This is a genomic window from Agromyces sp. NPDC055661, assembly GCF_053618135.1.
The window spans coordinates 969952-994723 of record NZ_JBSHHC010000001.1 but is presented as its reverse complement, the minus strand read 5'-3'; the positions used below and the strand labels follow the sequence as shown (position 1 = coordinate 994723).

General features: G+C 70.7%; 23 protein-coding genes. 15 read left to right on the top strand and 8 right to left on the bottom strand.

The window, feature by feature from the left end; genetic code table 11:
* Positions 1-23: 23 nt before the first annotated feature.
* The 6 genes from ACWGO8_RS04535 to ACWGO8_RS04510 all read left to right on the top strand — a co-directional run bounded on the left by ACWGO8_RS04535 (position 24) and on the right by ACWGO8_RS04510 (position 4628).
* Positions 24-566, top strand: a complete 543-nt coding sequence (locus ACWGO8_RS04535) for a hypothetical protein (protein WP_452041933.1) — start codon at positions 24-26, stop codon at positions 564-566.
* An 81-nt stretch (positions 567-647) separates the two neighbouring features.
* Positions 648-1790: a 3-oxoacyl-[acyl-carrier-protein] synthase III C-terminal domain-containing protein gene (locus ACWGO8_RS04530; RefSeq protein ID WP_452041932.1), complete on the top strand. Its 1143-nt coding sequence runs from the start codon at positions 648-650 to the stop codon at positions 1788-1790.
* Positions 1787-2494, top strand: a complete 708-nt coding sequence (locus ACWGO8_RS04525; RefSeq protein ID WP_452041931.1) for an iron-containing redox enzyme family protein — start codon at positions 1787-1789, stop codon at positions 2492-2494. The genes ACWGO8_RS04530 and ACWGO8_RS04525 overlap by 4 nt, the downstream gene beginning before the upstream one ends.
* A gap of 1 nt (position 2495) precedes the next feature.
* The gene (locus ACWGO8_RS04520; protein ID WP_452041930.1) at positions 2496-3347 is read left to right on the top strand and encodes a DUF6999 family protein; all 852 of its coding nucleotides are present in this window, start codon (positions 2496-2498) and stop codon (positions 3345-3347) included.
* A gap of 3 nt (positions 3348-3350) precedes the next feature.
* A complete protein-coding gene (locus ACWGO8_RS04515; protein WP_452041929.1) occupies positions 3351-3827 on the top strand; it encodes a DNA alkylation repair protein in 477 nt (158 codons plus the stop codon).
* 54 nt (positions 3828-3881) lie between these two features.
* Positions 3882-4628, top strand: coding sequence for a formylglycine-generating enzyme family protein (locus tag ACWGO8_RS04510; protein WP_452041928.1), 747 nt, complete (start codon positions 3882-3884; stop codon positions 4626-4628).
* Positions 4629-4692: 64 nt separating this feature from the next.
* Here ACWGO8_RS04510 and ACWGO8_RS04505 read toward each other — a convergent pair whose 3' ends face one another.
* The 5 genes from ACWGO8_RS04505 to ACWGO8_RS04485 form a co-directional block, all read right to left on the bottom strand.
* Positions 4693-5274, bottom strand: a complete 582-nt coding sequence (locus ACWGO8_RS04505) for a dihydrofolate reductase family protein (RefSeq protein ID WP_452041927.1) — start codon at positions 5272-5274, stop codon at positions 4693-4695.
* A gap of 77 nt (positions 5275-5351) precedes the next feature.
* The gene (locus ACWGO8_RS04500) at positions 5352-6080 is read right to left on the bottom strand and encodes a B3/B4 domain-containing protein (RefSeq protein WP_452041926.1); all 729 of its coding nucleotides are present in this window, start codon (positions 6078-6080) and stop codon (positions 5352-5354) included.
* Between the two features lie 60 nt (positions 6081-6140).
* On the bottom strand, positions 6141-7568 hold the full coding sequence (locus ACWGO8_RS04495; protein ID WP_452041925.1) for an APC family permease: 1428 nt from the start codon (positions 7566-7568) through the stop codon (positions 6141-6143).
* 145 nt (positions 7569-7713) lie between these two features.
* Positions 7714-8469, bottom strand: coding sequence for a TSUP family transporter (locus ACWGO8_RS04490; protein ID WP_452041924.1), 756 nt, complete (start codon positions 8467-8469; stop codon positions 7714-7716).
* 74 nt (positions 8470-8543) lie between these two features.
* Positions 8544-9215: a YdeI/OmpD-associated family protein gene (locus tag ACWGO8_RS04485; RefSeq protein WP_452041923.1), complete on the bottom strand. Its 672-nt coding sequence runs from the start codon at positions 9213-9215 to the stop codon at positions 8544-8546.
* Here ACWGO8_RS04485 and ACWGO8_RS04480 point away from each other — a divergent pair.
* The 4 genes from ACWGO8_RS04480 to ACWGO8_RS04465 all read left to right on the top strand — a co-directional run bounded on the left by ACWGO8_RS04480 (position 9214) and on the right by ACWGO8_RS04465 (position 14168).
* Positions 9214-9345 carry a hypothetical protein gene (locus ACWGO8_RS04480; RefSeq protein WP_452041922.1) on the top strand — a complete coding sequence of 44 codons (132 nt, stop codon included), beginning with the start codon at positions 9214-9216 and terminating at the stop codon, positions 9343-9345. The genes ACWGO8_RS04485 and ACWGO8_RS04480 overlap by 2 nt on opposite strands.
* Positions 9346-9790: 445 nt before the next feature.
* Complete coding sequence (locus ACWGO8_RS04475; protein ID WP_452041921.1) at positions 9791-12220, top strand: M14 family metallopeptidase; 2430 nt, start codon at positions 9791-9793, stop codon at positions 12218-12220.
* Between the two features lie 133 nt (positions 12221-12353).
* Entirely contained in the window at positions 12354-12848 is a 495-nt protein-coding gene (locus ACWGO8_RS04470) for a bifunctional nuclease family protein (protein WP_452041920.1), read from the top strand.
* Between the two features lie 375 nt (positions 12849-13223).
* A complete protein-coding gene (locus tag ACWGO8_RS04465) occupies positions 13224-14168 on the top strand; it encodes an NADP-dependent oxidoreductase (protein ID WP_452041919.1) in 945 nt (314 codons plus the stop codon).
* Positions 14169-14262: 94 nt separating this feature from the next.
* On the opposite strand, the gene ACWGO8_RS04460 is transcribed toward ACWGO8_RS04465, so the two are convergent.
* Positions 14263-15288 carry a LacI family DNA-binding transcriptional regulator gene (locus ACWGO8_RS04460; RefSeq protein WP_376955973.1) on the bottom strand — a complete coding sequence of 342 codons (1026 nt, stop codon included), beginning with the start codon at positions 15286-15288 and terminating at the stop codon, positions 14263-14265.
* Positions 15289-15456: 168 nt separating this feature from the next.
* Here ACWGO8_RS04460 and ACWGO8_RS04455 point away from each other — a divergent pair, with 168 nt between their 5' ends.
* The 5 genes from ACWGO8_RS04455 to ACWGO8_RS04435 all read left to right on the top strand — a co-directional run bounded on the left by ACWGO8_RS04455 (position 15457) and on the right by ACWGO8_RS04435 (position 21097).
* Positions 15457-16947, top strand: coding sequence for a sugar ABC transporter ATP-binding protein (locus ACWGO8_RS04455; protein WP_452043517.1), 1491 nt, complete (start codon positions 15457-15459; stop codon positions 16945-16947).
* The gene (locus ACWGO8_RS04450) at positions 16944-17966 is read left to right on the top strand and encodes an ABC transporter permease (protein ID WP_452041918.1); all 1023 of its coding nucleotides are present in this window, start codon (positions 16944-16946) and stop codon (positions 17964-17966) included. The genes ACWGO8_RS04455 and ACWGO8_RS04450 overlap by 4 nt, the downstream gene beginning before the upstream one ends.
* Positions 17963-19018, top strand: coding sequence for an ABC transporter permease (locus ACWGO8_RS04445; protein WP_376955975.1), 1056 nt, complete (start codon positions 17963-17965; stop codon positions 19016-19018). The genes ACWGO8_RS04450 and ACWGO8_RS04445 overlap by 4 nt, the downstream gene beginning before the upstream one ends.
* A 62-nt stretch (positions 19019-19080) precedes the next feature.
* Positions 19081-20118, top strand: a complete 1038-nt coding sequence (rhaS, locus tag ACWGO8_RS04440) for a rhamnose ABC transporter substrate-binding protein (RefSeq protein ID WP_376955976.1) — start codon at positions 19081-19083, stop codon at positions 20116-20118.
* A 52-nt stretch (positions 20119-20170) separates the two neighbouring features.
* Entirely contained in the window at positions 20171-21097 is a 927-nt protein-coding gene (locus tag ACWGO8_RS04435; protein WP_452041917.1) for a hypothetical protein, read from the top strand.
* A gap of 57 nt (positions 21098-21154) precedes the next feature.
* Here ACWGO8_RS04435 and ACWGO8_RS04430 read toward each other — a convergent pair whose 3' ends face one another.
* Positions 21155-22474 (bottom strand): MFS transporter, encoded by a 1320-nt coding sequence (locus ACWGO8_RS04430; RefSeq protein WP_452041916.1) that lies wholly within the window; start codon positions 22472-22474, stop codon positions 21155-21157.
* A gap of 465 nt (positions 22475-22939) precedes the next feature.
* Positions 22940-24772, bottom strand: a complete 1833-nt coding sequence (locus tag ACWGO8_RS04425; RefSeq protein ID WP_452041915.1) for a hypothetical protein — start codon at positions 24770-24772, stop codon at positions 22940-22942.

The window sequence follows — 24772 nt, the reverse complement described above, 5'->3', positions numbered from 1 at the left end:
CGATGCCAGATAGGCTCCTGCGGGTGAAGCCTCTCGCCGCCGCCGCCACCGCCGCCCTGCTGATCACTGCGCTCGCCGGATGCGTCGGCTCCGACACCGTCACGCCCGGGACGCCCTCGTCGAGCCGGACGCCGAAGGCGAGCGCTCCGGCGACGGCGACCGCGACGCCTGGCGCGACCGACGCGACCGAGACCACTCCCGGCGCGGCTCCGGATCCCGCGCAGCTGAAGTGCCTCACGGTCGACCAGTCCGCCATCGACGTGATCGCGCAGGGATTGCTCAGCGGCGTCACGGTGAACACGGCGGCCGCTCACCTCGCGACCGACGACAGCGGGGTCTTCTACGTCACGCTCGATCTCGTCGGAGCCGGCGCGGAGTCCGGGCAGGCGGTCGCGACGTTCGCGACGAACGACGACCCCTCGGTGCCCGGCGGGGAAGGCATCACGATCGCCGTCGGCGAGGCGGCGCACCGGTTCTCGGACTGGCCGCGGGGCGAGGAGTCCGACTTCCAGCTGACCAGCGACTCGCCGGGCGTCGCCGAGTCGGTCGCGTGCCTCGGGCTCTGAGGCCGGTGCGCCTCGGGTCGACGGACCCGTGTTGTGCACACCTGACGGCTCCTGACGGCGTCGTGGCTTAATCTCGTCACCATGGGCTCGACGGCGACCGCATACCTCACGGGCTTCGGCCGGTACCTGCCAGGCGACCCGGTCGACAACGACGGGATCGTCGCGCGCCTCGGCGGCGACGACGCGGTCACCGAGCGCATCCGCCGTCGCATCCTCGACGCCAACGGCATCCGCACGCGGCACTACGCCCTCGACGAGCAGGGCGAGCCGACCGAGCTCAACGAGGAGCTCGCCGTCAAGGCGCTGCGTGCGGCGCTCGACGACCGGGGGATCGACGCGTCCGACCTGCGAATGCTCGCGTGCGCGACGACCATGGGCGACGTCCTCGTGCCGGGCTTCGCGTCGATGGTGCACGGCCGTCTCGGCGGGGGGCCGATGCAGCTGCTCACCGCATCCGGCGTCTGCGCGTCGAGCCTCGCCGCGCTCGACGCCGCCGCGAGCAAGATCCGGCTCGGCGACCATCCGCGCGCTGCGGTCGTCGGGTCGGAGCTCGCGAGCCGCAGCCTGCGCCAGCGCCGCTTCGACGGCATCCGCGCCGGCATGGACTCGCACTTCCTCCGCTGGATGCTCTCCGACGGCGCCGGTGCCGTGGTCCTCGAGTTCCAGCCGCATCCGACCAAGCCGTCGCTGCGACTCGACTGGGTGCGCCACGTCTCGCTCGCGCACGAGCACGAGGTGTGCATGCGCGCCGGCATGGAGGGTGCCGAGCCCGTCGTCGGGCACACGTGGCAGGACGTCGACCTCGCCGACGCCGAGGCATCCGGCATGTTCGTCATCAGGCAGGACGTGAGCATGCTCGACGACCTCGCCGACGCTGGGCTCGAGCAGTTCGAGGAGCTCGTGGACATCGGACTCGTCGATGTCACGCACCTCGACCACGTGGTCTGCCACTACAGCACCAACGTCTTCCGCGACCTGGCGTTCGAGGGGCTGCGGCGCCGCATCCCCACGCTCGATACCGACCGCTGGTACTCGAACCTCGAGACGCGGGGCAACACCGGCTCGGCGAGCATCTTCATCGCCCTCGAGGAGGCGTGGCACGAGGGCCGCTTCGCCCCCGGCGAGACGGTGCTGCTCGCGGTGCCCGAGTCGGGCCGGTTCTCGTTCGCCTTCGCCCACCTCACCGTGGTCGCCCCACCTGAACAGCAAGGAGCATCGACATGACCGACACGACGACCGCCCCGACCGTCGGCGCCGCCGCGCCGCTCGCCGACGTCGGCACGCTCGCCGAGCGCCTCGCCGAGGTGTGGATCGAGCTCGAGGAGCGCCTCGACCGGGTGCCGATCCTGCAGCGGCTCGCCGAGGGCACGGTGACCATCCACGACTACGAGCGGCTGCTCTTCAACCTCCGCCAGCAGGTCGTCGACGGCTCGCCGTGGATCTCGCGCGCGGCATCCAACTTCGACATCGAGCACTTCACGCTGCGTGCGGCGGCGATCAAGCACGCGGAGGAGGAGCATCGCGACTACCTCATGCTCGAGCGCGACTACGTCGCGATCGGCGGCTCCCTCGACGAACTGCGCACCGGCCGCAAGAACCTCGGCTCCGAGGCGCTCTCGGGCTACATGTTCCACTACGCCGACCAGCCGAACCCGGTCGGGCTCCTCGGCGCGATGTTCATCATCGAAGGACTGGGCGCGAAGTGCGCCGCGGGATGGGCCGCCCGGTTCCAGGAGGTGCTCGGCCTCGCCGACAACCAGGTGCACTTCATGCAGTACCACCAGGAGGCGGACGGCGCGCACACCGGCGATCTCGAGGCGATCCTCACGTCGGGCATCATCGACGACACGGCCGCCGACGAGATCGTGCGGTGCGCGCAGGTGGTCGCCCGGCTGTATGCGCTCCAGCTCGAGGAACTGGATCGCTGACATGGCGGAGTTCGTCCGCTCCGATCCGAGCATGTGGGAGGCGGTGTACGCCGACCCCTCGGTGCCACTCGACCGCGCGCTCGTGCGACTCATCATCGACGACCAGCGGCGCCTCTCACGGCGGTGGCTCTACCCGATCGCGCGCATCGTGTCGCGGATCCTCGTCGCGCTCATCTCGATCGTCAAGCGCGTGCTGCCGTTCCGGTGGATGCCGCTGCACACGATGGACGTGCTGTGCGTGTGGTTCCTGCGGCGGTTCGTCTCGCCCGACGCCGTCGAGCTGCTCATCCGGCACTTCGTCGTCGAGACCAACCTCGTCAACTTCATCATCCGCAACACGCCCGTCGCGATGGAGCCGGTGACGCTGCGTCCCGAGACCCTCTCCGGGCTCGGCGACCAGGCCGTCGTCGAACACGACGTCAACGTCTACGACGTGCTCATCGCGCTCGACGCCGTGCCGCTGACCCGGCCCGAGACGCTCGACTTCGCGCAGCTCGACATCCCGCCGCTCGACGCCGAGCGCTGGCGCCGACGCACCCTCCGCCTCGACATCCAGACCGCCCTCTGCTTCATGAACATCCCGTTCTCGATGGCGCTGACGGTCGAGGAGTACCGCCGCGCGGTGCACTCGATCCGGTTCGACGACTCGTTCCTCGAGATCCTCGCCCTGGTCACCGACGACGACACGTTCCGGCACTGGAAGAACGCGGGCATGAGCCTCTGGATGGACTCGAACGTCGACGTGCCGCGCATGGTCTACCGGCACGCGCTGGTGTGCGAATACGCCCACGCCCACCTGGTGAAGCTCGCCGGCGGCGCGTATCCGCGCGACACCGACGTCGAGTTCGACTGACACGTGGCCTCTCCCGCCGCCGAGTTCATCGACCGCACGCTCCGGTTCGAGGGCTCGGAGTTCCGGGCGGAGGCGGACGCCGAGCGGATCGGCGGCGGGCTGCGGTTCTACGGGGCGTCGGTCGGGGCGATCCGCGGCACGGTGCGCGACGCGGGCCGGCGGCATCCGGGCCTGACGCACGACGAGGTCACGGCGCTCGCCGCGGAGCTCTGGGAGGAGCCGGTCTACGAGCGCCGGCTCGCCGCGATCGTCCTGCTCCAGGGGCAGGTGCGGATGCTGCGGGGCAACGACCTCACGCGAATCGAGCAGTTCCTGCGCGATGCCCGCATCGGCGAGCTCGTGGATCCGCTCGCCGCCGACGTGGTGCGTCCGCTGCTCGATCGGCTCGAGGGTGCGGAGGCGGAGCGCGCACGCCGGATCATCGAGCGATGGACGACCGATCCCGATCCGATGCTGCGGCGGGCGGCCGCGTTGCTCTGAGCGTCCGCCGACTCGAACGGATGCCGCGTCGGCGCGCCGTGCGAGACTGCACCGGTGATGGACATCGAGCTCGCCCGCATCGCGGGCGGCACCGTGGGGCTCCACGACGCGCGCCGCAAGGTGCGGTGGACCGTCGAGCTCGAGCCGTTCGAGCTCGGCGTGTATCCGGTGACGCAGGCGCAGCTCGGCGAGCTGCTGGGGGAGACGGCATCGCATCCGCGGCGGCCCGCGACCGACGTGAGCTGGCTGCGGGCGATCAGGTTCTGCAACGCGGCATCCGAGTGGGAGGGGCTCGACCCCGTGTACGCATTCGACGGCGAGGACGTGACCTGGCACGTCGACGCCGACGGGTACCGCCTGCCGACCGAGGCCGAGTGGGAGTTCGCGTGCCGCGCCGGGTCGACGGCTCCGCACTACGGCCCGCTCGCCGAGGTGGCGTGGACGAGCGCCGACGGCGTGACATCGCCGCAGGACGTCGGCGGGAAGCATCCGAACCTCAACGGGCTCTTCGACACGCTCGGCAACGTCTGGGAGTGGTGCTGGGACCTGCTCGACCCCGCGCGGTACGACGACTACCGCGTGTTCCGCGGCGGCGGGTTCGCCGACGACGCGTGGAGCGTGCGGGCGTCGACCCGGCGCGGGGGAGCGCCGCGCATGCACCACGAGGACGTCGGGTTCCGCGTCGCGCGCGGCGGCTTCGACGACGCGACGGATGCCGCGCAGGGCTGGTCGACGCAGGCGGACCTCGAGCGTGCCGACCTCGACGGTCCGACGCCGTTCGGGTGGACGCCCCGGCGCTGACACGGCGTCGACCCGACGGCCGACGGCCGCGGGTCGCGGCCGCCGGGCACGCTGCGCCGCGACGCTACTTCACGACGCGGTAGCGCAGGTGCGTCGCGGCATCCGTGTCGATCACGACGGGCCCCTCGAGCCGCACGTGCTGCTCGAGCCAGCCATCGCCGAAGAGGGGCGTGCCGCTGCCGAAGAGCACGGGCACCAGGTGGATCGAGATCTCGTCGACGACGCCCTCGGCCAGGTACTGCCGGGCGATGTCGGCGCCGCCCATGATGCCGACGTCCTGGTCGCCGGCCGTCGCACGGGCTGCCTCGAGCGCCGAGCGGGTGTCGCCGGCGAACGTGTAGACGCCGTCCTCGGGAACGTCGGCGGGCGTGTCGTGGCTCACGACGAACAGGGGGATCCGGGCCGGGCCGGTCGGGCCGTCGGCTCCCCACCACCTGATGGAGTTGTCGTACGTGCGACGGCCGGCGATGACGGCGCCCAGCCGCTCGCCGGCCTGCTCGAGCAGTTCGCGGTCGCGCTCGCCGCCGTCGAGCGCCCAGTCGTGCAGCACCTCGCCGTCGACCCCCATGCCGACCTCGGGCGTCATGCCGCTCGCCGCGATGAATCCGTCGAGCGACATGCTGATATCGAAGATGACCGTCCCCATGATGAGCTCCTTTCTCGAAACGTTCGCTCACTGCTGCGTCGAACGGGGAAGGGGCTGGATCGACAGCGCGAGGATGTTCAGCCGTGGCGCTCCGCATCGCCGGCGCGGAGCAGCCGACGCGCGCTCGTCACCGACGGACCGAGTCGGGCCAGGTGCGCGACGAGCTCGTCGGCCGTGGCGGCCAGCTCGTCGTCGGACGTCGGGTCCAAGGCGTCGAGGATGAACACGGCGGCCGTCGTGTGCTCGGTGAGCTGCGTTCGACGGGCCTGACGCCAGTTCCAGCGTCGGCACGTCACGCCCGCATCGTCGCACCAGACGACCTCGCCGACCTCGGGATGCTCGACCACCTCGGCCCCGTCGGCGATCGTGTCGAACGGCTCGGCGCCGGTCGCCCGGAGCAGCCGCGGCGCGCCGCGGTATCGCGAGAGGTCCTCGCCGCCGAGCGGCACCTGGTGCAGCACGGACACCGCGTTGTAGAGGTCGGTGAGCGGATTCACCCGCGGTAGGCCGCCCGCGGCTCGACGAAGCAGCGCCTCGAGGCTGTTGCGCGTGCGCTGCGGCTTCGCGCCGAATGCGCGATACGCCTCGCGCCACGCAGCGACGTGGGGCAGCTCCTCGACGGGGGTGGCGGCCAGCGCGGCGCGAGCGGATGCCTCGGCGGCCTCGATGAGCGCGGCGCTCGTGCCGTCGCTCGAGCCCGGCACGAGTCCGTCGACGGCGATCAGGAGCGCCCGATAGTCGGGGCGCAGTCTGAACACGGCCGGTTCGACCTGCGCCCCCGACAGCGCGTCATGCAGTGCGTCCATCCCGTGACATCCTCCTCCGTCGAGGGTCCCGTGTCACCGGCGGTGCGCTCCGCGAGCGGGCTACTTCTCGGCGTCCAGGCGCTGCCGGTCGGCGTCGAGCAGCGCGTCCTCGCCCTCGTCGCCCTCGGCGATGACCTCGTCCTCCTGCAGCGACAGGCGCAGGCGGCGTCGGAACAGTCGGGTCATCACGAGCAGCGCGACGAAGCCGATCGCGAGCCAGATCAGGCCGTAGGTCATGGCCTCGCTGCTCACGTTGAGCCAGAGCACGACCGTGAGCACGACGCCGATCACCGGCAGCACGATGTTGCGCACGACCTGCCAGAGCGTCTTCACCTCGCGACGGCGGATCGCGAAGTGGAGGATGACCGACAGGTTGACGACGGTGAACGCGATCAGCGCGCCGAAGTTGATCATCGAGAACACGAAGTCGAGGTCGGCGATGGCCGCGCCGAGCGACACGATGCCGACGAGCACCACCGCGACTGCCGGCGTGCGGAACTTCGGATGCACGTACGACAGGCGCCGCGCGATCGGGCCGGTGCCGTTGCGGCCCATCACGTAGATCATGCGCGAGACGCTCGCGTGCGACGCGAGGCTCGAAGCCGCCGCAGCCGCGACCGCCGCCGAGACGAAGAAGATCTGGAAGACCATGCCGCCGACCGAGTACGCGATCTCGGGCAGCGCGGTGCCCTCGGTGAAGCCCTCGGTCGACGGGAAGAGCGACTGCGCGAACCACGCCGCGGTGAAGAAGATCACGCCGCCGAGCACCAGGGCGAGCACGATCGCCTTCGGCACGGTGTGCGCGTCCTTCGCCTCCTCGGTGTACATCGTGATCGCGTCGAAGCCGATGAACGAGAAGCACACGATCGTGGCCGCGCTGATGACCGTCGCGATCTGCGTGTTGGCGTGGTACAGCGGCTCGAGGCTGAACGCCGTGCCGTTGCCGGCGCCCTGCGACAGCGCACCCCAGGCGAGCACCACGAAGACCGCGATGAGCACGACCTGGAACACGAGCAGCGTCGCGTTCACGCGCGAGGTCGACGAGATGCTCCAGAGGTTGAGCAGCGTGATCAGGGCGACGTAGCCGAAGACCCAGATCCAGCCGGGCACGTCGGGGAAGAACGACTCGAAGTACTGGCGCACGAGCAGTGCGTTCACGAGCGGCAGCAGGAGGTAGTCGAGGAGGGCCGTCCAGCCGACGAGGAAGCCGACGTTCGGGTGGATGGTCTCGGAGGCGTACGTGTACGCCGATCCGGCCGAGGGGTAGACCCGCGTCATCCGCCCGTAGCTGATGGCCGTGAACAGCATCACGACCAGGGCGAAGAGGTAGGCGAGCGGCACGACGCCGCCGCTCTCCTCCGAGACGTAGCCGAACGTGTCGAACACCGTCATGGGCGTCATGTACCCGAGGCCGAGGGCCACGATGGCCCACAGGCCGAGGGAACGCCGAAGCTTCGTGGGGTTGGCCGTCCGTGTAGTGGTGGTCATCGTCGATCCTGTCGTCGCCATTGTCGAGCGAGGTGACATTACGCCAGCCGACGTGCTCGAGGCATGTACATGACGGCGATCTCGAACTCCACGATCCGCCACCGTGTCCAACCGGGCGGCCGGTCGGGCGTTGAGCAACCCGAGGCTACGCGCGCACGAGCAGGAAGATCCCCGACGACAGTGTGAGCACCAGCACGATGCGCTCGAACCAGACGGGGGAGATCCGGCGCGCGACGGCTCGACCGCCGAGCGCGCCCAGGATCAAGGCCGGCACCAGGACGAGGTTCAGCAGGAGCGACGGCCAGGTCATCAGCCCGAGCCCGACGGAGAACGGCACCTTGAAGGCGTTCACGAGCAGGAAGAACCAGGCGGCGGTGCCGAGGATGGCCTGCACCGGGAGGCGCGACGCCACGAAGTAGAGCGTCATCACGGGTCCGGCGGCGTTCGCGATCATCGTCGTGAACCCGCCGAGCGGGCCGAACACGTAGGCCAGTCCCGACGGCACGGGTCGTGGCTCCGCCGCGCTGCGGCGATCGCGCAGCAGGAACGACACGCGGAGCACCACGAGCAGGACGAGCGTCGCGCCGATGATCCGGCGCACGGCCGCATCGTCCGCGTACCAGAGCACGACGACGCCGAGCAGCACGCCCGCGACGACCGTGGGGATGAGCCGGCGGAGGATCGTCCAATCCGCGTGGGCGTGGTACATCCCGACCGCGATGAGGTCGCCCACGAGGAGCAGGCCCAGCACTGCACCCGTCGAGGCCTTCGCAGGCAGGACGGTCGCGAACAGTGCCGCCGGGATCGGCCCGAACGCGGGCATGCCGCTCTTCGAGGCGCCGACCGCGAGGGCGGCGACCGCGAGCAGCAGCCACTCGAGCGGGGTGAAGGCGGGCACCATGCCATCCTCGTACGGCCACGCGGCCGCCTCGATCAGGATGACGCGCCGGCGTCATCGACGCTCGTCGGGTCGGTTCAGGCGTCGGATGCCGCGGCGCGCGCCGCTTCGGCCGCCCGCTCGACCCATTTCGGCACCTCGCCGTAGCGCTGCGACGGCACGAGTCGCCCGGCGGCGCTGTCGTCGATGAGCTGCGCGAGCCGTCGCTCGCGCGTGGCCTCCTGCTTGGCGGTGAGGATCCAGTGCACGACCAGGCGGCGGTAGGTCGGCGTCGCCGCCTCCCAGAACGCCGATGCCGCGGCATCCGCTGCGAGCTGCTCGGCGAACGCGGGCGGCAGGTCTTGCGGGGGGTTCTCGAACGAGTACACGCCAGAGCGGTCGTCGCGCCGACGCTCGAACGCCGCGACGCCGGCGGGATGCATGCGACCCTCGGCGGTGAGCCGCTCGACGAGCGCGATGTTCACCGCCGACCAGTTGCTGCCGGTCTTGCGCGGGGTCCAGCGCTGGCGCCGCGCGTCGTCGTCGATGCGCTGCGAGACCGAGTCGATCCAACCGAAGCAGAGCGCTTCGGGCACGGCCTGCTCCCAGGTGAGGCCGCGATCGGGCACGTGCCGCTTGTTGAGGCCCATCCACAGTTCGGTCTCGGTGGCGTGGTTGGCCTCGAGCCAGGCACGGAACTCCTCGGGCCCGGTGAAGAACACGGCGGGTCGTTCGGGCGAACCGCCGGGAGTGCCGATGCTCGTGGCCATGGGAACGAGTCTGCCAGCAGCCACCGACGGGAACGAGGTCGAGGTGAGCTTGGTGCTCGACGCCGGCGTGGTCATCGCCACGGAGACGACGCGAGGAGTACTGACCGCCGACGCTCCGATCCGGCCCTGACGCGCAGCGGCGATTTCTTGCGCGTCCATTCCGACTGGAAACCGGTTTCAGGTGACATGTCACGTTGCACGCATGCGTGGTTCGGAATGTGCGTGATGAGGCCCGGTCGGGGCCGGAAACCGCGGGAATCCGCGGCATCCGGCAGCGCTTGCAGAGCGGAGATGCATCTCCGATTCCGGGTCCGCCTTTCGGGGGACTACGGGCGTCTTCCGCCGATTCGCCGACGCAAGATTGCACACTGCGCAATCCGAGCCGCCAGATCCGCAACTATTGACGCTCCAAGTCGCGATCCGCTAGACAGAACCGCAAGCAACGGCCCGACTCACCCGAAGAGGCGCCGGTGCTCGTCGGAGTGACGCCTCCCCTGCATCACCCCCTCGGTACGACTCCGGCTCGACTGCACGACAGCGCCACCGCAACGAGGAGGGAATGCCTGATGTACACGTTGAGAAGGAAGAGAGCGATCGGGGGGTCGGCGGTCGTCGCCGCACTGCTCGGCCTCACGCTCACCACGATGACGCCGATCGGCGCGGCTGCCGGTTCCGAGCCGCCGCCCGAACTGACGCGCGACGCCGACGAGGAGGTCAGCGTCGTCGAGGTCACCCTGGCCGACCACACCGAGCTCGACCGCCTGGTCGACACCGGCGTCGACCTCGACCACGCCGCGCACCTGAACCCCGACGGGACGATCACTGCCCATGCGGTGATCAGCGACGGCGAGGCCGATGCCCTGCGCGCCCGGGGCTTCTCGGTCGGCGTCACCCTGCACGACGAGGACGACACCGAGGCCGTGCTCGCCGAACGCGACGCGACGATCGCCGCCGCCGTCGCGGAGAACCAGCAGTTCGCCGCGGCGGCCGCCGCCGACGCCGCGGACGTCAAGATCATCCGCGCCGACTACTACACGCAGTTCGGCGTCGGCTACCTGTCGGTCGAGGCGAAGTGGGCCGACGGCCAGACGAACTCCGCCCAGCTGACGGTCCAGCGCGACAGCGGCCCGGGCACCCCGATGGGATCGGGCGGCACGCAGAACATCAGCCGCTTCGTCGACGCCGGCGTCTACCTCTACCACCGCGGTGCGTCGACGGTGACCACCCGGCCCGACACCGTGAGCATCACCAGCCCGACCGGCGACGTCGCCACCGCCAAGGTGAACGACTGGCTCCCGATCGAGGGCGAGGCCGCCTGGGGTCCGAACTACCAGACCGACTTCATCACCTCGTACCTCACGCCGACCGAGCTCTACGACCGGGTCAAGGCGCTGGCGGCGGAGTTCCCCGAGATCTCCGAGATCGTCGAGCTTCCGAACCCGACCAACGGCTACCGGCGTCACGCGCAGGCCGTGCTCGGCACCGCGAACGCGAGCCGCGTCGCGATCGATTCGAAGGCCTGGGGCCACGAGGGCGGCAACGACATCACCCTCGCGCTGACCTCGCCGGGCACCGCCAACTCGCCCCTGTCGGTCTCGGTCAACGGGTCCGCCATCGCGGTCTCCCTGGGCACGAACGCCGGTGGCACCGCGACGAGCACCGCGGCGCAGGTCGTCGCGGCGATCAACGCGTCGCCCGCGGCATCCGCGCTGGTGGTCGCCTACACCTACCGTGGCAACACGGGCACCGGTGTCGTGGCCGCGGGCTCGGCCGCGCTCACCGATGGACTCTCGGCACCCGCCTCGGTGTCGCGCGACCCGCAGCCGGTGTACGCGATTCGGATCGGCAAGACGCGCGACGGCTCGAAGCCGGGCGTCCTCGCCTACGCGCAGGAGCACGCACGCGAGTGGGTCCCGCCGCTGGTCGCGGTCGAGTCCGCCGAGCGCCTGCTGCGCAACTACGCGCAGGACGCGTCGACGAAGAAGCTGGTGAACAACCTCGACATCTGGATCGTCCCGTCCGTCAACCCCGACGGTGGTCACTACTCGTTCTACGACTTCGCGTCGCAGCGCAAGAACATGACCAACCACTGCGAGCGCTCGGGCAGCGCCGACTTCCTCTCCCGCACGAGCTGGGGCGTCGACAACAACCGCAACTACGACACCTACAGCCTGTTCGACGGCTACAGCGGCGCCTCCTCGTCGTGCACCAGCGGCACGTACGCGGGTCCGGCGGAGCTGAGCGAGCCCGAGAGCGCCAACATCGACTGGATCGCGGGCGCGAACCCGAACATCAAGTTCGCGATGAACCTGCACAGCTCGGGCAACTACTTCATGTGGTCGCCGGGCGCCTACACGACGCCGGACCGCGGCTCCTCGCCGCGCCCGACGCTCGAGGAGGAGTCGTACTTCTGGGGCGCCTCGTCGCGGATCCTGACCGAGATCAAGCGGTACCGCGGCATGTCGGTGACGCCGGCCCGCACGGGCCCGATCTCCGACGTGCTGTACTCGGCGGCCGGCAACTCCGGTGACATGCTCTGGTACAAGTACGGGATCTACGCGTGGAACTTCGAGGTCGGCACGCAGTTCCAGCCGCCGTTCGAGAGCGACGACCCGAACGGTGCCTCGGCGCATGCCGAGTCGCAGGAGTTCGCCAACGGGCTCATCGAGCTCATGCGCGTGGCGTACGACTTCGACAAGGACTCGCAGCGCCCGACGAGCACCGTGAAGGTCGCGGCGAGCGCCCAGGCCGGCATGGTCGACCTGACGTTCGAGGTCTCCGAGTCGGCGGCGGTGTTCTACACCCTCGACGGTTCGAAGCCGACCTACGAGTCGACGCTCTACGGCACGGCCGGCATCCGCGAGGGCGCCGAGGTGGTCAGGGTGCCCGCGGGCACCACGGTCAACTGGTTCTCGGTGGACTCCGCCGGGAACGTCGAGAAGAACTACCGCCCCGACGGGAGTGGCAAGAACTTCAACAAGACGACGGTGACCGCTCCGAAGTGATCCGCCAGTGAATCGGCTGCGGCCGCGGCATGCCCCCGGGATGCCGCGGCCGCGGTCGTTCGTCCCCGCCGGGAGCCCGTCGCGAGACGTACGATGGCAGTGTCACGCCCCGGTCATCGAGGGGAGGGGCACGATGGTCCAGGTCCGCGTCCTCGGCGTCGCGCTGGATGCCGCGCGCCAGCACATCGTGCTGCTGAAGCCGCTGCTCGAGGACCCCAACGCCCGCCGCGTGCTCCCGATCTGGATCGGCTCCCAGGAGGCGACCTCGATCCTGCTCGCGCTCGAGGGCGAGCAGGCGCCACGGCCGCTGACGCACGACCTCATGACGACCTTCCTCGAGACGCTCGGCGCCCGCATCGAGCGCGTCGAGGTGACCCGCATCGAGGACGGCACGTTCTATGCCGAGATCACGCTGACGACGCCGTCGGGCACGCTCGTGCTCGACGCCCGCCCGTCGGACGCCATCGCGCTGACGCTGCGGAGCGAAGCCCCCCTCTACGTGGCCGAGCGTGTGCTCGACGAGGCGGGGATTCCGGCGGAGCTGGCCGATCCGCGCACCGACGACGCCAAGGTCGACGAGTTCAAGCGGTTCCTCGACGACGTGGATCCCGAGGACTTCCAGGGCTGAGCCCAGTGCGCGGGTCCCGCCGCATGGCGTCCGCGCCGGCGGTCCCGCGGTTCACGCGACAGCGCGAGGTAGAAGACGAGCAGCAGGGCGGCGATCGCCGCGAGGCCGACCCCCGTCATCATGTCGAACAGCAGGTCCACGTCGACCCTCCTCCGTGCAGGCGCTCCGGCGGATGCATCGCCGGTGTCCCGGAAGACTACGCACCGGGACGAATGGCGCGCAGGGACTTGACAGTCGGAGCGTCGATGAGGCACCGCGGGGTTCCGAACGTGCGGTCGCGGCATCCGCTCGGCCCTCACGACCACCTTCGCAACATCGGCCGTCGCGCCTCGCGGGATGCGAGAGGCTGGAGGGGGACCGACCCGAGAGGACACCATGGCCAGAGCAGTCGTCTACCGCGAGATCGGCGGACCCGAGGTGCTGCACCTCGAGGAGGTGCCCGACGCGGAGCCGGGTGAGGGCGAGGTCGTCGTCGCGGTGCGCGCCGCGGGCGTGAATCCCATCGACTGGAAGCTCCGGTCGGGGGTCCGCGGCAACGGCACCGGTGGTCGCGCGGTGCGTCCGGGGTCGGATGCCGCGGGCGTCGTCGAGGCCGTCGGCGCGGGCGTCGACGGGGTGCGGGTGGGCGACGAGGTCATCGTGCGCAGCGCGCGCGGCGCGTACGCCACGCAGGTCGTGGTCCCGTCCGGGCGGCTCGTGCCCAAGCCCGCCGGACTCGGCTGGGCTGAGGCGGCGAGCATCGGCATCCCGGCGGGCACGGCGTACCAGGCGATCCGCTCGCTCGGGGTCGGCCACGGCGACACGCTGCTCCTGCACGGCGGCGCCGGCGGGGTCGGCCAGGCGGCGATCCAGTTCGCGGTCGCCGACGGCGCGCGCGTCATCGCCACCGCGAGCGAGGCGAACCACGATCGGCTGCGCGAGCTCGGCGCCGTGCCGGTGGCGTACGGCCCGGGGCTCGTCGACCGCGTCCGGGCGGTCGCGCCCGAGGGCGTCACGGTCGCGCTCGACGCGGCCGGCACCGATGAGGCGCTCGACGCCTCCGTCGAGCTCGTCTCCGACCGCGGCCGCATCGCGACCGTCGTGCGCGGCGCCGACGCGCCGAAGTGGGGCATCCATGCCTACGCGGGCGGCAGCGCCGTGCCGCTCACCGCCGAGGAGCAGCGCTGGCGCGACGAGGCGACGGGCATCGTCGCGCAGCTCGCCGCCGAGGGCCGGTTCGAGCTCGAGGTCAGCCGCACGTTCGGACTCGACGAGGCCGCGGAGGCGCAGCGCGTCAGCGAGGCCGGGCACGTGCGCGGCAAGCTCGTCATCCTCGTCTGAGCCGTCGGGGCATCCGTCGTCGCTCGTTCGGCATTCGCCGAGCCTGGCTCGTGAACGTCGTCGGGCGCGGATGCCCCGCGGCATCCGTCGCCGCTCAGTGCACGCGGCGCGGTGCCGGGTCGGTCGACCGGCGCACCACCAGCTCGGGCTGGAACACGGTCTGACGGGGGATGTGCTCGGGGTCGGCGGTCTCCTCGAGGAGGATTCGCAGGGCGGTGCGGCCGATCATGCCGCTCGGCTGGCGCATCGACGAGAGCGGCACGGCCGCCGCGCCCGCGAACGCGATGTCGTCGAACCCGATGATCGCGATCTCGTCGGGCACCAGCATCCGCCCGCCGACGACGAGCGACTGCAGCAGGCCGAGCGCGATGAGGTCGTTCGCGGCGAAGAGCGCGTCGGGCCACTCGTGGCGGGGACGCGAGACGATGCGGGCGCCCGCCGCCGCGCCCTCGTCGACCGTCATGGCCGCGGTCGCGACGACCTCGAGCTCGACGTGCTCCGCGTTCTCGGCGGCGACGCGTGCGCCTGCCAGGCGGTCGTTGACCTGGCGGATGTCGAAGGGCCCGCCGACGAACGCGATGCGGCGACGCCCGGTCTCGATGAGGTGCTCGACGGCCATGCGACCGCCCGCGACCGAGTCGACCGACACCGAACTGAACCGGCTGCTGCCGCCGAACCGGTCGACGAGCACGGCCGCGATGCCCCGCGACCGGAGCCGCTCGAGCCGGGGGAGGATGTCGCCGTACGGCGAGATGAGCACGCCACGCACCTGCTGCTCCTCGAACAGGTCGAGGTAGAGCTTCTCGCGGGAGACGTCCTCGTCGGTGTTGCCGTAGAGGATCGCGATGTTGTGGCGTGACGCCTCGTCCTCCGCGCCGCGCACGACGTCGTTGAAGAACGGGTTCTGGCCGTTGAGCACGACGAACCCGACGGTCGTCGAGACACCCGCCCTGAGCTTGCGCGCCGCGTCGTTGCGCACGTAGCCGAGGGCCTCGATCGCGCGGTTGACGCGGGCGATCGACTCCGCCGACACCTCGTCGGGGCGATTCAGCACGTTGGAGACCGTGCCGACCGACACCCCGGCGTGCTGCGCCACATCGCGGATGCTGGCCGGTGGCATTCGTGCTCCTCGTCGTCGATGTTGCACCGATGTCACGGGTGACTTGACCGATCACCCGTCCGTCCATAGAGTAGCCCTGAATCGCCCCTGAATCGATTCAGATCCAAATTCACCCTCGACGAGGAGGAACTCGTGCAGACGGACATCCCGCCGGCCGCAGCGCCCCCCATGCTGGAGCTCTCCCGGGTCGTCAAGTCGTTCGGCGCCGTCGTCGCACTTCGCTCCGGGAGCCTGCGCATGCAGTCCGGCTCCATCCACGCGCTCATCGGCGAGAACGGCGCCGGCAAGTCCACGCTGGTCAAGATCGTGGCCGGGCTGTACCGCCGCGATGCGGGCGAGTTCCGCCTGAACGGCGAGGAGGTCGACTTCACGTCGACCGCCCAGTCGAAGGCCGCGGGCATCGCCGTCATCTACCAGGAGCCGACGCTGTTCCCCGACCTGTCGGTCACCGAGAACGTCTTCATGGGCCGCCAGCCCGTCGGCCGGTTCGGCCGCATCGACCGCAAGGCGATGCGCCGCGAGGTCGAGTCGCTGTTCCAGCGCCTCGGCGTGCGGATCGACCCCGACCGTCCGGCGGAGGGCCTGTCGATCGCCGACCAGCAGGTCATCGAGATCGCGAAGGCCGTGTCGCTCGACGCGCGCGTGCTGATCATGGACGAGCCGACCGCGGCGCTGTCGGGCGTCGAGGTCGACCGGCTGTTCGCGATCGCGCGCAGCCTGCGCGACGAGGGCCGGGCGCTGCTGTTCATCTCGCACCGGTTCGACGAGGTGTTCGACCTCTGCGACACCGTCACGGTCATGCGCGACGGCTCCTACATCGCGACGACGCCGATCGCCGAGACCACCGCCGACGAGCTCGTGCGGCAGATGGTCGGCCGCGACGTCACCGACCTGTTCCCGAAGATCGAGGCCGAGATCGGCGAGCCGCTGCTCGAGGTCGAGGGCCTGTCGAGCGCCGGCGTGTTCCACGACATCTCGTTCACGGTGCGCGCGGGCGAGATCGTCGGCCTGGCGGGCCTCGTCGGCGCCGGCCGCAGCGAGGTCGCCCGGGCCGTGTTCGGCGTCGACGGGTACGACTCCGGCTCGGTCGCACTCGAGGGGCGCCCGGTGAAGAAGGGCGATCCGGCACGCGCCATGCTGCAGGGCATCGCGCTGGTGCCCGAGGACCGCCGCAAGCAGGGACTCGTGCTCGAGTCATCCGTGGCTCGCAACATCACCCTCGCGATCCGCAACCAGCTCGCGAAGGCCGGCATCATCACGTCGGGCTTCGAGAACCGCGCCGCGAAGGTGTGGGCCAGCCGCCTCGAGGTGAAGACGAACGCCCTCTCGACGGTCGCCGCGACCCTCTCCGGCGGCAACCAGCAGAAGGTCGTGCTCGGCAAGTGGCTCGCGACCGAGCCGCGCGTGCTCATCGTCGACGAGCCGACCCGCGGCATCGACGTCGGCACGAAGGCCGAGGTGCACCGGCTGCTCTCGGAGCTCGCCGGACGCGGCATCGGCATCCTCATGATCTCGTCTGAGCTGCCCGAGGTGCTCGGCATGGCCGACCGCGTGCTCGTCATGCGCGAAGGCCGCATCACCGCCGAGATCGATCGCGCCGACGCCACCAGCGAGAACGTGATGTTCGCCGCGACCCACGCCCAGGGAGCCCACTCGTGACCGCCACGATCGAGAAGTCCGACGTCACGAAGCGCCTGCGCGCCGTCGGCGCCGCCCGCGAGTTCGGCATCCTCATCGCGCTGCTGCTCGTCATCGTCGCCGCGACGATCGCGAACCCGAACTTCCTGTTCAGCACCGACGGATGGCGCGACCTGCTGCTGACCCCGTCGATCCTCGTGCTCCTCGCGGTCGGCCAGGCGATCGTCATCATCACCCGCAACGTCGACCTCTCGGTCGGCTCGGTGCTCGGCCTGTCGGCCTACCTGTGCGGCCGCCTCTTCATCGACCTCGAGGGCATCCCGATCATCGCGGTGTTCGTGATCGTGATCGTCTTCGGCGGACTGCTCGGGCTCGTGAACGGGGCGCTCGTCGCCTTCGCGAAGGTGCCGTCGCTCGTCATCACCCTCGGCACGCTGTACGCCTACCGCGGCATCAACGTGCTCTGGACCGGCGGTGACCGCATCAACGCGTCCGACCTGCCGCGCGACTTCCTCGCGCTCGGCACGGGGCAGATCCTGTTCATCCCGATCCTCACGATCATCGCCCTCGTCGTGCTCGCGGTCGCGGGCTGGCTCATGAAGAACACCCGCGGCGGGCGCGAGTTCTACGCGATCGGATCCGACCCGTCGGCGGCCGAGCTCTACGGCCTGCGCGTCACCCGGCGCCTGCTCACCGCGTTCGTGCTCTCGGGCGCCCTCGCCGGACTCGGCGGCGTGCTCTACGCCGCCCGCTACGGCACGATCAGCTCGCAGGCCGGATCGGGCTGGGAGCTCGACGCGGTCGGCGCCGCGGTCATCGGCGGCGTCGCGATCTTCGGCGGCAGCGGCACCGTGTGGGGCGCCGCGATCGGCGCCGTGCTGCTGCTCACCATCAACCGCGCCCTCCCGATCCTCGGCATCCCCGACTTCTGGCAGCGCGCGGTCGTCGGCGCCCTGATCATCGGCGCCATCGTGCTCGACCGCGTCCTCGCGATCCGGCAGAAACGGAAGCTCCTCGAAGCCAGGGAGGAAGGCGAATGACCGCGACCACCACCACCGACGCGGCCGTGCGCACCTACCGCGACTACGACCGCCCCCTGTGGCAGCGCGTGCTGCTGACCCGCGAGATGGCGATCATCGCGCTGCTACTCATCGTGGCGCTCATCGCGATCCCCACGGTGCGCGGGTTCAGCCAGCCGATCACGCTCACGTTCCTGCTCCTCGACGTGATGCCGATCCTGCTCATCGCACTGCCGATGACGCTCATCATCATCACGGGCGAGATCGACCTCTCCGTCGCGAGCATCGCGGGCCTCGCCAGCGTGCTGACCGGCGTGATGACCCAGGCCGGCGTGCCGTTCGAGCTCGCCGCCGTGCTGGCGATCGTCGCCGGCGCGATCGGCGGCGCGATCAACGGCTTCCTGATCACCGTGGTCGGCCTGCCATCGCTGGCCGTCACGATCGGTACCCTGGCGCTCTACCGCGGCCTCGCCGTGGGCCTGCTCGGCACCACAGCGATCACCGACTTCCCCGAGTTCTGGACCGACCTCGCCAAGGCGCGCGTGGGTGGTTCGAACATCCCGGTCGTGCTGTTCCTCTTCCTCGTGCTCCTCGTGGTGTTCGTGGTGCTGCTGCACTTCACGCCCTTCGGCCGGGGCATCTACGCCATCGGCCTCGCGAGCGAGGCGGCGCGGTTCTCGGGCGTGCGCGTGGAGCGGACGAAGTTCATCCTGTTCATGCTCTCGGGCACCATCTCGGCGCTCGCGGGCATCTACTACACGCTCCGCTACGGCAGCGCGCGCGGCGACAACGCGACCGGCCTCGAGCTGCAGGTCATCGCCGCGGTGCTGCTCGGCGGCGTGTCGATCTTCGGCGGCCGTGGCGCGATCCACGGCGTGATCGCCGGCGTGCTCCTCATCGGGGTGCTCGCGAGCGCGCTGCGCCTCGCGAACGTCACCTCCGACGTCATCAACATCATCACCGGCGTGCTGCTCGTGCTCTCGGTGGTGACCTCCAGCTTCCTGGCCTGGCTGCGAAAGCGGCGGCGAGCACCAGGGGGAACACCGCGCGTCGAGGCCTCCACAGCAGGGTGACCGGGCTGCGCGACTGTCGAGGCGATCACCATCGCCCTCATCCGATGAAGGGAAGAACAACGATGTTTCACAACAAGCGGCGTGCGGGCGCACTGACGGCGCTCGCCGCGGCCGCGGCGCTGGTCCTGGCCGGCTGCGCGGTGGATTCGGGCAGTGGTGGTACCGGGGGTACGGAGGGTGGCGGCAGCGACAACCTGGCGATCACGTTCCTGCCGAAGAACCTGGGCAACCCGTACTTCGACACGTCGTCGGCGGGTGCGAAGGAGGCGATCGACGAGTTCGGTGGCACGTTCGCCGAGGTCGGTCCCGCGGAGGCGACCCCCGATTCGCAGGTGTCGTACATCAACACGTTGACCCAGCAGGGCGTGGGCGCGATCGCGGTGTCCGCGAACGACCCCGAGGCGATCTGCGACGCGCTGAACGAGGCCCGTGACGCGGGTGTGAAGGTGGTCACGTTCGACTCCGACACGAACCCCGAGTGCCGTGACCTGTTCATCAACCAGGCCACCGCGGAGGGCATCGCGAAGGTGCAGATCGACCTGATCGCCGACCAGATCGGCGACGCGGGCGAGATCGCGATCCTCTCGGCGTCGGCGAACGCGACGAACCAGAACGCGTGGATCGAGCTCATGAAGAAGGAGCTGGAGAACCACCCGAACATCACCCTGGTCGACACGGTCTACGGCGACGACGACGACCAGACCTCGTTCGACAAGACCGCGGCGCTGCTGCAGACGCACCCGAACCTGAAGGGCATCATCTCGCCCACCACGGTCGGCATCGCGGCCGCGGCCCGGTACCTGTCGACCTCGGAGTACAAGGGCAAGGTCGCGCTGACCGGCCTGGGCACCCCGAACCAGATGCGCGAGTACGTCGAGGACGGCACGGTCACCGCGTTCGCGCTGTGGAACCCGGCCGACCTGGGCTACCTGACCGCGTACGCGGCGAAGGCGCTCATCGAGGGCACGATCACGGGTGAGGAAGGCGACTCGTTCGAGGCCGGCAAGCTCGGCGACTACGAGGTCGGCGCCGACGGCACCGTCCTGCTCGGCGACCCGTACGTCTTCGACGCCGACAACATCGGCGACTTCGACTTCTGAGCCGACGTCGTCGGGCCGGGTCCTCCGTCCGGTCGAACACCAGGAAGAGCGGATGCCTCGCACGGGGCATCCGCTCTTCCGCGTCTTCCCCGTCTCGTGCGTCTTCCCCGCTCGGGCCGACTCCGACATGATCGTCGTGGGGGTGGGACGCATGGAGATCTGCTCGTACGACGACACCGAGGCGCTCTCGGAGGCGGTCGACGTGATCCGGGCCGGCGGAGTGGTCGGCACGCACTTCGGCACGGTGTTCGGGCTCCTGGTCGACGGAAGCCACGCCGGCGTGGCCGACGAGATCATGTCGATCAAGGGCGCGGCGCGCGGGCACAAGCCGCTCGCCGTCGCCGCCCGGCCCCGACGGCTCGTCGAGCTCATCGACGTCGCCTCGCTGCCGCACGAGGTGCGCCGCCTCACCGAGGAGCCCTGGTTCGCGGACCGGCTCGCCGGCATGGTGGCCGTACGCGCTCCCGCGGCGCCGCAGGTCGCCATCCCCGAGCACCTCGTCTCCGAGGTGGACGGACACCGCTGGGTCCAGGTCTTCGACCCGCTGCGGATGCCCGGGGCATCCGATCTCATCGCGGCGATGTGGGCCGGAGGCGTCGACTGGGTCGCCGGGACGTCGATGAACGAGAGCGGGCAGGTCGAGATCGTCGACCTCGAGGAGGCGGTGGACTTCGCCGAGCGCCACGGGCTGCCGCTGCTGTTCCAGCCCGAGGCCATGCACGAGGCATCCGGTTCGCTGCCGATCCTCCAGCTGGACCCCGACGACGGGTTGCTGCTCGACCGGCAGGGCATCATCGCGCACACCGACCTCGAGACCGCGACGCACGAGTCGATCGACGCCACGCGGGCGATCCCGGCGCACTACCCGCCGATGGCGGTGCCGCCCGGGCTCCTCGACGGACTCGATCCCGCCGACGCGACGGCCGAGCTGCTGCGGCTGCTCTACCCGCTGTACCGCGCGCAGCCGTCGACGGCCTGACATGCGAAGAGCGGATGCCCCGCAGGGGAGGCATCCGCTCTTCGGTCTGTGGTCGACCTAGGCGTGCAGGTCGACGCCCTTCGGCTCCTTCACGAGCGAGACGCCGATGAGCGAGACGACCGCGGCGATCGCGATGTAGACGCCGATCGTCCACGACTGGCCGGTCGCGCCGATCAGGGCCTCGGCGATCATCGGGGCGAACGCGCCGCCCAGGATCGCGCCGAGCGCGTAGCCGATCGAGACGCCCGAGTATCGCACGTTCGCCGGGAACATCTCGGCGTAGAGCGACGCCTGCGGGCCGTACGAGAGGCCGAGGCCGAACGTCATCACGAACAGGGCGACGAAGTACCAGACGATGTCACCGGTGTCGATGAGGAACCACATCGGCACGGCCCACAGCGCGAGGAACGCGTAGCCGATCTGGAACGTGCGCACCCGGCCGAGCCGGTCGGAGACCGCTCCGCCCCACAGGGTGAAGATGAGCCAGCCGAACGAGGCGAGCGCCGTCGCGAGGAGGACGGTGGGCCGGTCCATCCCGAGCACCGTGACCGCGTAGGTCGCGAAGAACGCGATGAGCAGGTAGCCCGCGGCGTTGTTGCCGATGAAGATGACCGCCGTGAGGATGACGTTCTTGCTGTTGTGCCGGAAGAGCTGGCCGAGCGGAGCGGACGATTCCTTGCGGCGACGGAGGAGGTCCTCGAAGATCGGGCTCTCCTCGACCGCGCGGCGGATCACGTAGCCGACGATGATGAGCACGATCGACAGCAGGAAGGGGATGCGCCAGCCCCACTCCATGAATGCCTCGGGCGACATGGACGAGGTGAGGATGAACAGCGTCGAGGTCGCGAGGATCATGCCGACCGGCACGCCGATCTGCGGGAACGCGCCGAAGAAGCCGCGCTTGCGGTCGGGGGCGTGCTCGACGGCCATGAGCGCCGCACCGCCCCACTCGCCGCCCGCCGAGAAGCCCTGCAGGATGCGGAGCAGGATCAACAGGATCGGTGCGGCGATGCCGATCGCGGCATACGTCGGCAGGAAGCCGATGAGCGCGGTCGAGATGCCCATCATGACGAGCGTGAAGACGAGCATCTTCTTGCGGCCGAGCTTGTCGCCGAGGTAGCCGGCGACGACGGCGCCGAGCGGGCGGAAGAGGAACGAGATGCCGATCGTGGCGAACGACAGCACCTGCGCGAGGCCGGGGTTGGACTCGGCGACCGGGGCGAGGAAGAGCGGGGCGAGCACGAGGCCGGCGGCCTGGGCGTAGATGAAGAAGTCGTACCACTCGATGGACGTGCCCACGAGCGTGCCCGCGAGGACCTTGCGTTCCTCGCGGGTGATGCTCCCGGTGCGTTCCTGTTCCTGGACAGATGTCGACATGCGAACTCCGTTGTTCTGATGCGTGCGGGGTGAGGGGGACCGGCACTGGGGTGGTGCGCCGCAATTCCTGACCGATCGTTCGGTCAGGTGTCCGACCATAGCGCATGGACGGCGCATTCCGGAAGTTCGGATGCGACGAGCGGAGGCGTCCGTGCGGTGAGCGGTCGGGGGGCGGATGCCGCGGGCGGGTGTGTCGGTGCTCGCTGCTGCGTCGAGTGGGCGATGTTGGCTGGGCGCGCGGGGGCGGGGTCGCCAAGATCGCCCACTCGCGGCATCCGGATGCCTCGGGGTCGTCGAACCGGCGCGGATGCAGGGTTCGACCGTGCATCTGAGACTGATCGATCTGGCGAGTGGGCGATGTTGGCTGGGTGCGCGGGAGCGGGGTCGCCAAGATCGCCCAGTCGCGGTGTCCGGATACCGCGGGCGGGCCGCGAGCAGATGCCACGAATCACCCGACGCGTGCCGTTACGCCGCCGCCTCCGCAACGCGCACCCGGCGACGCGCGGCGATGCCCGCGAACATGAGGCCGATGCCGAGCGCGGCCCAGCAGAGGAGGCCGACGAGGTCGGCCCAGCCGTCGCCATTGGCGAGCGCCGCTAGCAGGAGGCCGAGCGCCGGCGTCGTGGGGAGCACCCCGGCGAGGGACTCGACGAACGGAGGGACGGTCGACGACAGGCCGACCGCGAGCGCCAGCACGGCCACGAGCACCGCGAGGAACCGGCCGGGGCCGCCGAACGCCGCGGCGAGGCCTTGGTTGACCAGGGCGAACACGATCCCGATGAACGCGCACGCGCCGATGAACTTGACCCAGCCGAACGGGTCCGTCTGAACGGCGAAGAGCACCGCGATCCCGACGACGAGACCCTGCGCGGCGCCGAGCGCGACGCCCGGGAGCGCGGTCCGCAGCAGGATCGAGCCCGACGACTCCGCCGTGAGGAGGGGCCGGGTCGGCACCGCCGACCGGGCGAGCGCGAGCGCGATCGCGCCGATCCAGAGCGCGATCACCGCGAAGAAGGGCACCGACTGCATGCCGGGCGCCGGCGTCACCCGGTCCGCGCGCACGGGCTGCGACACGACCGAGGTGAGGATCGCGATGTCGTCGTCGGTGTAGGTCGGGATCTGCTCGACCGCCTGCGCGAGCCCGTCGGCGAGCTGCGCGGCGCCCGCGTCGACCTGCGCGGCACCCGCGGCGAGGTTCTGCGCACCGGTGTCGAGCGTCGCCGCGCCGTCGTCGGCCGAGGACGCCCCCGAGGCGACCTCGGCCGCGCCAGACGCCGAGGCGTCGACGCCGCCGACCAGGCCGGGCATCGCGTCGGCGAGCTGCTGGTTGCCCGAGGCGACCGCGTCCGCGCCGGCGGCGAGGGCGCCCACGTCCGAGTCGGCCTGCTGCAGTCGCGCGAGCGCCGCGCGGGCACGGTCGCACAGCGGTCCGATCGTCTTGCAGACGGTGTCGACCACCCCGGCGAACTCGTCGGTGGCGCCCGAGATCGCGCTCGCCGCGGCATCCGTCGCCGACGCGATCTGGGCCGAGCCCTGCGCGAGCTGCGCCGTCTGGCCCGGAAGCGACTGGACGCCCGCGTCGAGCTCGGCGAGGCCGCTCGCGAGGGCGTCGGCACCGGCGTCGAGCTGGTCGAGTCCGGCCGCGAGCTGGCCTGCACCGGTCGCGAGCTGCGACGCGCCGTCGGCGACCGAGGATGCCCCGTCGGCGAGCTGCGACGCGCCGTCGGACGCCTGGCCGATCTGCTCGTTGATCGTGTTGAAGCCCGCGTAGACCTGCCCGAGGTACTGCGAGATGAGCTGCGCGTTGAGCGCGGACACGGCCGCGGACGTGATCGCGGTGCTCAGTGCCGGGTCGAGCAGCGCCGACGTCGGGGCCGTCTCGACGTCGAGCTCGGCCTGCACCGCGTCGGACGCGGGTCCCGAGAACGACGTCGCAGACGCCGAGAAGGTGGGCGGGATCGTGACGACCGCGACGTAGGTGCCGTCGGCGAGGCCGGATGCCGCGTCGTCGTCGTTCGTGAGCACCCAGTCGAAGTCCGAGCCCGCGCCGGCATCGGGGGAGCCCGCGATGAGCCCGGCCGCGAACTGCCGCCCGACGGGCACGGTCTGGCCGTTCAGCGACACGGGCACGTCGTCGTTCACGATGGCCGCCGTGACGCGGTCGAGGTCCTCGGTCGGCGTCGACAGCGACCACGTCAGCAGCCCCCCGACGGCGAGCGGCAGCGCGACCAGCCCGATGCTCCCGAGCACGCCGAACCGCTCGGGTCCGGCGGTGGCGGCGAACGCGCGGCGGGCCAT